Source organism: Streptococcus sp. 121 (genome assembly GCF_016458205.1).
Taxonomy (GTDB): domain Bacteria; phylum Bacillota; class Bacilli; order Lactobacillales; family Streptococcaceae; genus Streptococcus.
In genome coordinates this window covers 1-9298 of record NZ_JAEMED010000057.1, presented here as the reverse complement: position 1 = coordinate 9298, position 9298 = coordinate 1, and the positions used below count along the sequence as shown (strand labels likewise).

Genomic DNA, 9298 nt, shown 5'->3' with positions numbered 1-9298 from the left:
TACCACCGTATTCTCCAGAATTAAATCCAATTGAGCAAAGTTGGGCTATTCTAAAAAAATCAGTTACAGAATTACTTCGCAAGATGGACTCTATAACTGATGCAATAACATACTATTTAAAAACTAAATGACTATATATAGTGATCGTTTGGAAATCCTCGACTGCCTCTCAAGAAAAAATCTCGGATTTTTTATCTCGAGCATAGCAATTGGAAAGCTCGAAAACTAGTGTGAAAGTCTCATCCTCCGTGTATGAGGCTTTTTCTATACCTGGAGGTCAAGTGAATTTCATTTTTTTGGAAATGAAAAGTGTTGGTATGGAACAACTTCGCATTTTTCTCGGGAAACATGAAAACATTCGCAACTTTCTCACAAGAAAAAAGCTTATAAGGTTCTCGAGGATAAATTTCGAATTACTCTCGTTTTATACTCATTAAATTTCAAAATCTGACGTTGTCAAGCCTCTTCGGTGAACTTCAGTTCTACCATCATCGGCTTTCCTAGTCATTTTTTTGAAATTTTTCGAGTATTCCGATTTTGAAGTTTGCCAGTATTCTTATATTTCTTGCTTTTTTGGGGAAGGTGGCGTATAATGAGGTTGTTGAAACAATTGTTTAGCTTTTGACAAGTGTTTAGAGAGGAGGTTTCTTGTGTTAACAGATCGTGAGCAAGAGGTGTTGGATTTGATTCGCCAGGATCCGTATCAGTCCCAGCAGGAGTTGGCAAAGCAGGTTGGCTATTCGCGGTCAACGGTGGCGAATCTCATTTCCAGTTTGGTGCAAAAGAATTATCTCCGTGGTCGGGCTTACATCTTGGAGGAGTCCAAGTCGGTGATCTGTATTGGTGGGATGAATTTGGATCGGAAGTTTTATGCCAGGGAAAAGCTGCAGATGGGGACCTCTAATCCAGTTGGTGCCAGTCTTTCGGTAGGAGGGGTTGGTCGGAATATTGCAGAGAATCTCGGGCGTTTAGAGGAGGATGTTCTCCTGCTTTCCTTGGTTGGGGATGACCATGATGGGGAGCAGCTAAAGGCTCTGACCCAGTCCTATGTCAATCTCAAGTATGTTGACAAGCAGAGTCATCATCCGACTAGTTCTTATGTGGCTATCCTGGATGAGGACGGTGACATGACCTTAGCGCTGGCTAATATGACGATTTGCGATGAGATGACCCCTTCTTGGTTGTCCAAAAATGAGAATCTATTGTTGGATGCCAAAGGAATTGTGGCGGATTTGAATCTACCCAAGGAGAGTTTGGATTATCTCATTCAATTAGCGCGTGAGCACGGGTTGAAGCTAGCCTTGGTGCCCGTATCAGCACCGAAGATGAAGCACCTACCTCAGGATTTAAATGGGGTTGAGTGGCTGATTGTGAATTTGGATGAATCTGAGGCTTATTTAGAGTTGAAGTTGAGCAAGAAGGTCACCAAAAAAGATCTGGCTCAGGCCTGGTTAGAGCATGGTTTGAAACAGGTTTTGATCACAGAAGGTGCGAAGACCATGATCTATGCTCATGCGGATGGAACCTACCTTGAAGTTCAACCAGTTAAATTGGACCAGGTTGTGGATGCTACAGGTGCCGGTGATGCCCTGGCTTCGGGTGTTATTTACGGCTGGTTAAATGGAGCCTCCATCCAGAAAACCTTGCAATTGGGTTTAACCAATTCTTACTATACAATTGCCTCACAGGACACAGTTCGACCAACCTTGTCTAAGGAACGTCTTGCTAAAGAAAGAAAGGAACTTTTTACCAATGAAACAGTATCTTGATATTGCCCCTGAAGTTGCGGCAGCCCTAGAGGAAGGCCGACCAGTTGTAGCCCTTGAATCGACCATTATTTCTCACGGGATGCCTTACCCTCAAAATGTGGAGATGGCGCAAACAGTTGAAGCCATTATTCGTGAAGAAGGTGCTGTTCCTGCTACCATTGCGATTATGGACGGAAAATATAAAATTGGACTGAGCACGGAAGATTTGGAACGCTTGGCAACCGAAAAGGTCGTAGCCAAGGTATCCCGGCGCGATTTAGCTCTGATTCTCGCCCAGAAAAAAATCGGAGCTACAACAGTAGCCACCACTATGATTGGGGCTCATTTAGCGGGTATTCCCTTCTTTGTAACAGGAGGGATCGGAGGAGTACACCGTGGCTACGAAGAAACCATGGATGTGTCCGCTGACCTAGAAGAGTTGGCTCAGACACCTGTAACAGTCATCTGTGCTGGAGCAAAATCAATCTTGGATCTGCCAAGAACCTTGGAGTATTTGGAAACCAAAGGTGTACCAGTGCTCGGCTATCAAACAGATGTTCTACCAGCCTTCTACACCAGCAAATCTCCTTACAAGCTCAATAGTCGGGTTGACTCCGTTCAAGAAATTGCCCACATGAATAAAGTCAGTCATGATCTTGGATTGACAGCTGGGACCCTCGTGGTGAACCCGATTCCAACTGAGCACGAATTGGAAGCGGATTACATCGATGGCATCATTGCTCAAGCCGTGGTAGAAGCAGAAGAAGCTGGTATTACTGGTAAAGACATGACACCATTCCTTCTTGGAAAAATTGTAGAATTGACGGGTGGTGAAAGTCTGAAAGCTAATATCCAACTGGTTTATAACAATGCCAAGGTTGGGGCACGGATTGCCAAGGCTTATAGTCAGCTAGACGCCTAATGTAGATTCCTAGTCTTGGGAAAAAGAGATAGAGAAATACCCCCGTGAGTTCCGAGTTCACGGGGGTATTTGGCTTGATTAGATATTGAACAAATCGTTTAGGTTCTCAGCCAGAGTTGGGTGGGTGAAGATTTGTTGGGCTAGGTAGGTGTATGGAATCTTATTATCCATAGCCATAGTGATGAGGTTGATGATTTCTTGGGCATTTTGGGAAAGGATGCTAACTCCAAGAATTTCTTTTGTTTCTGTATTCACAACAGCTTTAAAGGCTCCACGAAGGTCTCCGTCGACATGGGCACGAGGCATTCCGGCCACAGGCATTTCTTTGGCTTTATATGGAAGATTAGCAGCTTGAGCTTGAGCCTCTGTGAGTCCGACTTGAGCTAGAGTTGGGCTGATAAAGATAGCGTTTGGAATATTTTTGCGGTTTTCGAGGTTGTAGCCACCGTCACCTGCTAAGTAGTTGTAGACAATTCGGAAATCATCCAAGGAGATGTAGGTGAATTGTGGTCCACCATTGATATCTCCGACGGCAAAGACACCAGGGACTGTTGTTTGTAAATGTTGATCAACTTGGATAGCACCACGATCGGTCACTGCAATGCCCGTATTTTCCAAGCCAAGGTTCTGGATATTGGGTTTTCGACCTGTTGCATAGAGGAGGGCGTCAAACTCGAAATCTCCTTGGTTGGTGTTGAGAAGGACTTTACCCTCTTCAGTGTTGGAGATGCTTTGAGTTAGGACTCCGAGATGAATTTGAATGCCATCTTCTTCCAAGTAACCTTTAGCCATTTGAGCTAGGCTAGCCTCACTTCGTGGTAAGAAAGTATCAGCAGCGTCAAGGATGGTTACTTTGCTACCAAGGCGATTATAGAGACTCGCAAATTCCAAACCAATTGGACCGGCACCTAGAACACCCAAGTTTTTTGGAAGTTCAGAAAGGTTTTGAATGCCAGTAGAATCATAGACGTTCTGGCTTTCGAGCAGGCCAGGGATTGGCAATTGATTGGAAACAGCACCAGTATTGATGACGATGATATCGGCAGTGACCTCTTGTTGGTCGGTTCCTGCTTGTAGTTGGATAACCTTGTCAGATACAAATCGAGCACGCGCATCAAAGAGTGTGACCCCAGCTCCGTCTAACATCGCATAATTTTTCTTATTGAGTCGACCAGTCACGGCATTTTTTTCTTCCATGACCTGACTGAAGGTTTGATTTTGTTCAGCAGCTCGAATCAGGGTTTTGGTTGGGATACAACCGATATTGATACAAGTTCCGCCATACATTGCGGGGTCTTGTTCTACGAGACCGACTTTTTTGCCCTGACTAGCCATCTTAGCGGCTAAAGTTTTTCCAGCTTTTCCAAAACCAATCACCAATAAATCAAAATGTAACATAGGTATCTCCTTATTAAAAAAGCACCAGTCGTAGGGCTGGTGCATGGGTATTAGAATAGGTTTTTCAACTTATCAACTGCACCGCTAATTCCTTCGGATCCTGAAACCAATGATTTGGCTTGGTCAAGGTAAGATCCAAGTTCATCTTTGTGTTCGTCGATGAAGCTTTTTGCGGCTTCAAAGTCTTTGTTATCAATCATTTCTTTGACTTTGTTAAATAGTTCAGTTGGATTCATAGGACTCTCCTTTGTTTTTCTATTAATAGAATAGCATAATTTTCTATGAAAGGCTATTCATAAGGATTGGAAGAAACAAAAACAGCTTCGGGAACGAAAAAGTCACTGTTTAGTAGGTCTAAACGGCCAGTCTCCCTATCCCGTTTAAAGACAGAAGCGTTATCCGATTCTTGGTGAACAACAATTAAGAAATTTTGATCACTGGAGAAATTGAAATCACGAGGGAAATCCCCCTGGCTAGAGATGATTTGAACTTGTTCCAAGTTGCCATCGGCTAGTACTTTGAAAACGGCGATGGAATTATGACCGCGATTGGAAACATAAACAAAGTTACCGTCCTGGCTCATGCGAATTGCAGCTACAGTATTGTCGCCCTGGTAATCGGTTGGTAAGGTTGTCTGGCTATGCAAGTAGTCGAAATCTCCAACTCCGTCATAGACCAGGGTTTCAACTGTTGAGTTGAGTTCGCAGGCGAGATAGGCCATTTTGAAGTAGGGGTGGAAGACCAAATGGCGAGGGCCGGCTCCTGCTTGTGCTTGGTATTGTGCGACAGCTGATAAATTGCCGGTATCTGAAACAGCGTAGGTTGTGACACGGTCTGCACCCAAATCACAGGTCACGAGATAGTTATCCGGTGTTAAATCTGAGAAGTGGACATGAGAGGAAGCTTGATTGGGATGAGGCCCTGACCCTTCCTGGGTAACGACATCAGCAAGGGCTAATTGCCCATCTTCCTGAATATGATAGGATGTTACCTGTCCTTTATGGTAATTAGAACCATAGACCAGTTGGCGTTGGTCATCGTAGGCTACATAGCATAGTGAGGCACCATCTTCTAGCACATGATTCAGCAGATCTCCTTGTAAGGTATAGGCACCAATGCCTCCCTGTCCATCTTGAGCAGCAACGCTATAAAGCTTGCCTTTTGGACTAAATGTTAAATAGGTAGGGCTGGTCTCCGTGGTTACCAGTTCCAAGTCTGAAAGTTGTCCGGTTTCAGTGTTTAGGTTGGCCTTGTAAATGCCTTGTGATTTGCGTTTGGTATAGGTACCGAAATAGAGGGTTTCAAACATAAGATTCTCCTTTTTTCTCCATTATATCATAGGCCCCCCCTTCCTTTTAAAGTTTCCCATCTATTAAGAGTTTTGAAGTAGGGTGAGTTTCAGCCTTGATCCAGTTATTTATGGGAAAAAATGCTACAATGGTTAGAAACGTTAAAGAAGGAGCGCGACATGCAAGAAAAGGAACGTAACTTCCATTTATCCTGGTTTTTTAGGTGGTTTTTAGATAACAAGGCCATCACCGTCTTTTTAGTCTTTTTACTACTCTTTTTAAACATTTATCTCTTAACCAAGATTAGCTTTCTTTTTACCCCAGTCCTAGATTTTCTTCAGGTTTTGTCACTGCCACTCATTATGTCAGGGTTGATTTTTTACTTGCTCAACCCCTTGGTGGATTTTCTAGAGTCTAAGGGACTCAAGCGGCTATGGGGGATTGTCATTGTTTTTGTGCTGATTTCAGCTCTTTTGGTTTGGGGTGTAGCCGTTTTGATTCCCAATCTTCGGAATCAATTTTTGGCTTTTGTCCAAAATTTCCCATCTTATCTGGATCAAGCCGAGGTGGTGCTCAATAAGTTAGTGGATCAACCGATTTTTGAGGAAGCCCGGCCTCAATTCATGGCCTTGAATAATGAAGTTTCAGATCGCCTGACCGAGTTTGTGAGTCAGTATTCCCCACGCGCAGTTAACTGGGCTAGCAATTTTCTTACGGGGGTATCCCAGTTCTTCGTGGCAATCCTGATTATGCCCTTTATTGTCTTCTATCTATTACGGGATGGTAAGGAACTCAATCCTTATTTGACCAAGTTTATGCCAACCAAATTTCGACCAACTTTTAGTCGCGTTTTAGCAGATGTTAATAAGCAGCTAGGGAACTATGTTCAAGGGCAGATTGCAGTGGCTTTTATCGTGGCCATCATGTTTATTATCTTTTTCAAGTTAATTGGCCTTAACTATGCGGTAACATTAGGGGTTACTGCTGGCTTTCTCAATTTAATTCCCTATTTGGGAAGCTTCTTGGCCATGATTCCAGCCTTGATTCTGGGCTTGATTGCTGGTCCTGCCATGTTGATTAAAGTCATCTTGGTCTTCATCATTGAGCAAACCATTGAAGGTCGTTTTGTGTCCCCTTTGATTTTGGGGAGTCAGCTCAATATTCACCCCCTAACCATTCTCTTTGTTCTGTTGACTTCAGGTAGTATGTTTGGGGTTTGGGGAGTTTTCTTGGGAGTACCTGTCTACGCCTCCCTCAAGGTGATCGTTGAAGCGTTCTTTACTTGGTATCGGGATGTATCTGGATTGTATGAGGAGGAAGAAAACCATGAATCCTAGTCAAATTCTCTTAGAGGCTTTAGAAAATCAAAATTTAGAGGCAGCGCAGGCTGCCTTTGATCTGCTATTGCAAGAATCTTCACCGGAACAACAATTTGAAATGGCCCTTTATCTTGAGGAAATGGGGTTTTACGATCAGGCTCAGCTTCTTTATGAGAAAGTGAAAGAAGCTTATCCGGAAGCTTTTTTAAGTCTGGCGCAAATGGCTAGTCAGGAAGGGCGGACCGAGGAAGCTTTTGCTTACCTGGAGGAGATTCCGAAGACCAGTGACTGGTATTTAGCCAGTCTTTTAGTCAAAGCAGACCTTTACCAAGCGGAGGGATTGACAGATGTTGCGCGTGAGAAGTTGATGGAGGCCCAGGAACTGAGCGATGATCCCATTATTGTGTTTGGGATTGCGGAATTAGAGTTTGAGCTAGGTAATTATCGGGCAGCTATTCAGGCTTATGCCAGTCTGGATAACCGGGAAATCTATGCCTTAACTGGAATCTCAACCTATCAGCGAATTGCCCTTAGCTATGCCAGTCTGGGGAAAATGGAAGCGGCCATTGAATTTTTAGAAAAAGCGATTGAATTGGAATACGATGATAAGAGCGTCCACGAATTGGCTCTTCTCTTATTAGAGACAGGTCGGGCGCAGCGGGCCTTGGATTATTTCCGCCAACTTGAGGCCTTGTCACCTGACATGCTGGGATTTGAGTGGGGCTATGCACGGGCGCTCAAAGAGGAACATCAACTAGAGGAAGCCTTGCGAGTTGCCAAGGCGGGTCTGGCTAAAAATCCCTTCGATGATCACTTGCTCTTGCTAGCTTCCCAACTATCTTACGAACTCCACGAAACACAGGAAGCCAAGGCTTATCTATTGGAAGCCAAGGAAGTGGCTGAAGACTTAGAAGAGATCTATTTGCGCCTCAGTAATCTTTATCTGGAAGAGGAAGCCTATGCAGACTTGGTAGCACAGATTCCAGCGGATGTAGACTCCGTTTTGACCAAATGGAACCTAGCTAAGGCTCTCTTGGCATTGGAAGAGGATGAGCGGGCTCTTGCGATTTACCAAGACTTGGCCGGAGACCTCAAGGCTAACCCAGAATTCCTAGAAGAGTACGCTTATATTCTAAGGCAAATGGGGCAGACAGATGAAGCAGCGCAAGCGGCGAAGGCTGTGCTAGACTTGGTTCCAGACCATGCGGACATGCAAGAATTTTTAAACGGATTGGATGCATAAAAGGGGCTTGGATTTCTAGCGAGTACCTAGAAAGTGTGCTATAATCAAAATAATGTAATGCTAACAAGGAGCCGTAATGAACAAAGCCATTATCGTGGTTGCCAAAACCAACCAAATTCAAGAATTGGAGACCTTGATTAAGTCCATTGTCCTACACAACCAGAACCTCCACCTCTATATTGCACATAATGGCATCGCCAAGGAATGGTTTGTTAAAATTCGCAAGCGTCTGAACCGTAATGCTGTGGATTTAACCTCTGTTCGCTTACCAGTGGCTGATGATCAAGTGGAGTTTAGCCCATTTCGTTATATCCTGGATCACTACGTGGAAGAAGAAAATGTCCTCCTTCTGTCACCGGATATGATTGTGACTGCTGACCTGGATCCTGTCTTTAAGAAAGATATGGGGAGTATCCTTAGTATTTCCAGCGTTCAAAGCCAGGATGTAGTGGAAGCAGGGTCAGATGATCGGGTTAAGGTGGTTAGTCACCATGTACCAAAATCAGTCAATTTCAAAAACTCGCTCTTGGAGGAAAAAGTATCCAGTAAAATGGATGTTTCCTTACTAATGAAAGGCAAGAAACGCAAGGGGGCCGAATCCCTAGCTGTGGTTGAAATGGAAAAAGGTCCCCTTTATCCCATCATCATTCATTTTGATACTGCTTTTAAGCCCTGGTCTGAATTGCGGAGGGTCCCTTACCAAGCTGTTTGGTGGTATTATGCCAATTTGGATTGGGATGAGTTGTCCTTTACGAGCCCCTTTCTCTTAGAAAATCAAGTGAATAGCCTTTTCCAATATGACTATGTCGGCTGGGTTTATACCTACTCAGATGAGTTGCTGCATCTGGAGACCCTGGCTCGGGAATTGCCGAATATTGGCTTTATTGTTGCGGCTCCAACAGAGGTAACTGCTAATCTGATGAATCTGTTGGTTTACCCCAACATTACCCTGGCACCAGGTGTGGCCAGAGACAGCCTGCTTTATGAGGAAATTGCGCGAGAGTCTGATTTTTATCTGGATATCAATCGCTATGTGGAAGTGGGGACGGTGGTCGCGGATATGGCGACTGCTGGTAAACCCATCTTAGCCTTCGAGGAAACCAGGCACGGAGACCATGGTCAAAAAGTTTTTTCGCCTAAGGATCTCTTCTTGATGATTGAAACGATTCGCCATTTGGAAGTGGATAGCCTACTTTCTTCTATAGGTATCCATAACCCATAATTTGATTCGAAAAAAGGTTGGCCCGAAGGTCAATGTCATTAAGTTAAGGATTTCGAAAGCTCCTAAATCGAGCTTTCGAAATCTTTTTTTGCTATACTTAGGCTCAAGGAGGTGGATAGAATGCCAAATCAAGTAAAGAAGCAACTACGAAATAGTA

General features: G+C 44.1%; 9 protein-coding genes. 6 read left to right on the top strand and 3 right to left on the bottom strand.

Annotated elements, in window-relative coordinates:
• From JEQ21_RS10340 to JEQ21_RS09185, 3 genes are all read left to right on the top strand, one after another.
• On the top strand, positions 1-131 hold a 131-nt coding region (locus JEQ21_RS10340; RefSeq protein ID WP_196967522.1), incomplete at its 5' end, for a transposase.
• A 519-nt stretch (positions 132-650) separates the two neighbouring features.
• Entirely contained in the window at positions 651-1769 is a 1119-nt protein-coding gene (locus tag JEQ21_RS09190; RefSeq protein WP_199365232.1) for a PfkB family carbohydrate kinase, read from the top strand.
• Positions 1753-2670, top strand: a complete 918-nt coding sequence (locus JEQ21_RS09185) for a pseudouridine-5'-phosphate glycosidase (RefSeq protein ID WP_199365231.1) — start codon at positions 1753-1755, stop codon at positions 2668-2670. Before JEQ21_RS09190 ends, JEQ21_RS09185 begins: the two co-directional genes overlap by 17 nt.
• 78 nt (positions 2671-2748) lie before the next feature.
• Here JEQ21_RS09185 and JEQ21_RS09180 read toward each other — a convergent pair whose 3' ends face one another.
• From JEQ21_RS09180 to JEQ21_RS09170, 3 genes are read right to left on the bottom strand one after another with little or no spacing between them, the layout of a single operon-like run.
• Positions 2749-4068 (bottom strand): FAD-containing oxidoreductase, encoded by a 1320-nt coding sequence (locus tag JEQ21_RS09180; RefSeq protein ID WP_199365230.1) that lies wholly within the window; start codon positions 4066-4068, stop codon positions 2749-2751.
• Positions 4069-4118: 50 nt separating this feature from the next.
• Positions 4119-4304, bottom strand: coding sequence for a hypothetical protein (locus JEQ21_RS09175; protein WP_199365229.1), 186 nt, complete (start codon positions 4302-4304; stop codon positions 4119-4121).
• A 53-nt stretch (positions 4305-4357) separates the two neighbouring features.
• Entirely contained in the window at positions 4358-5377 is a 1020-nt protein-coding gene (locus JEQ21_RS09170; protein WP_199365228.1) for a lactonase family protein, read from the bottom strand.
• Between the two features lie 159 nt (positions 5378-5536).
• On the opposite strand from JEQ21_RS09170, the gene JEQ21_RS09165 reads away from it, so the two are divergent.
• The 3 genes from JEQ21_RS09165 (at position 5537) to JEQ21_RS09155 (ending at position 9141) form a co-directional block, all read left to right on the top strand.
• The gene (locus tag JEQ21_RS09165; RefSeq protein ID WP_199365227.1) at positions 5537-6694 is read left to right on the top strand and encodes an AI-2E family transporter; all 1158 of its coding nucleotides are present in this window, start codon (positions 5537-5539) and stop codon (positions 6692-6694) included.
• Positions 6684-7919 carry a tetratricopeptide repeat protein gene (locus JEQ21_RS09160; RefSeq protein WP_199365226.1) on the top strand — a complete coding sequence of 412 codons (1236 nt, stop codon included), beginning with the start codon at positions 6684-6686 and terminating at the stop codon, positions 7917-7919. The genes JEQ21_RS09165 and JEQ21_RS09160 overlap by 11 nt, the downstream gene beginning before the upstream one ends.
• Positions 7920-7995: 76 nt before the next feature.
• The gene (locus tag JEQ21_RS09155) at positions 7996-9141 is read left to right on the top strand and encodes a hypothetical protein (protein ID WP_199365225.1); all 1146 of its coding nucleotides are present in this window, start codon (positions 7996-7998) and stop codon (positions 9139-9141) included.
• Positions 9142-9298: the final 157 nt, after the last annotated feature.

Coding starts and splice junctions, on each gene's coding strand:
- JEQ21_RS09165 (WP_199365227.1), top strand. CDS start 5,537: ATGCAAGAAAAGGAACGTAACTTCCATTTATCCTGGTTTTTTAGGTGG.
- JEQ21_RS09175 (WP_199365229.1), bottom strand. CDS start 4,304: ATGAATCCAACTGAACTATTTAACAAAGTCAAAGAAATGATTGATAAC.
- JEQ21_RS09160 (WP_199365226.1), top strand. CDS start 6,684: ATGAATCCTAGTCAAATTCTCTTAGAGGCTTTAGAAAATCAAAATTTA.
- JEQ21_RS09155 (WP_199365225.1), top strand. CDS start 7,996: ATGAACAAAGCCATTATCGTGGTTGCCAAAACCAACCAAATTCAAGAA.
- JEQ21_RS09180 (WP_199365230.1), bottom strand. CDS start 4,068: ATGTTACATTTTGATTTATTGGTGATTGGTTTTGGAAAAGCTGGAAAA.
- JEQ21_RS09185 (WP_199365231.1), top strand. CDS start 1,753: ATGAAACAGTATCTTGATATTGCCCCTGAAGTTGCGGCAGCCCTAGAG.
- JEQ21_RS09170 (WP_199365228.1), bottom strand. CDS start 5,377: ATGTTTGAAACCCTCTATTTCGGTACCTATACCAAACGCAAATCACAA.